At 66.5% G+C, this 526-nt stretch carries 1 protein-coding gene; it reads right to left on the bottom strand.

Translation table 11 applies throughout. From position 1 onward, the window contains the following. A partial coding sequence (locus IVA78_RS28865; RefSeq protein WP_247468921.1) for an Hpt domain-containing protein occupies positions 1 to 526 on the bottom strand: 526 nt, incomplete at both ends.

Here is a 526-nt window from a genome sequence, read left to right as displayed (position 1 = left end):
GCGGTCTCGCGGAAGGCGCGCTCGAGCTCGTCGAGCGAGACTTCGCCCGGACGCAACGGACGCTCCAGGGTCTGCTCGATCAGCGCGCCGGTGGTCATCGCTTTGGCCGGCGCAGGCGCGGCAGCCGGGGCTTCCGGCACCAAAGGCGGGGCATCGGCGACGGGAGCTGCGCTGGCGCCTGCCGCCATGGCCGCCATGCCCTGCTCGACCATCGCTTCCAGCTTGTCGATGAGATCGCGGTCGTTACCTTCCGGCTCGGCTTCGCTCGCCTCCAGCCCCGCCAGAATCTCCTTGATGCGGTCGATCGAGGACAGGATCACCGTCACCGCCTGCCCGGTCACCGGCATGCCGTCACGGAATTTGCCCATCAAGGTCTCGCCGGCATGGGCCAGCGCTTCCAGCCGCGGCAGGCCGAGGAAACCGCAGGTGCCCTTGATGGTGTGGACCAGGCGGAAGATGTTATCCAGGATCTTGGCGTTGTTCGGCTCCTGCTCGAACTTCACCAATTGATTGTCAACGGTGTCCA

This window comes from Bradyrhizobium sp. 137, assembly GCF_023074095.1.
Classification (GTDB): Bacteria; Pseudomonadota; Alphaproteobacteria; order Rhizobiales; family Xanthobacteraceae; genus Bradyrhizobium.
Note: the sequence above shows the minus strand (reverse complement) of the source record. Positions and strands in the feature narration are given on the sequence as shown.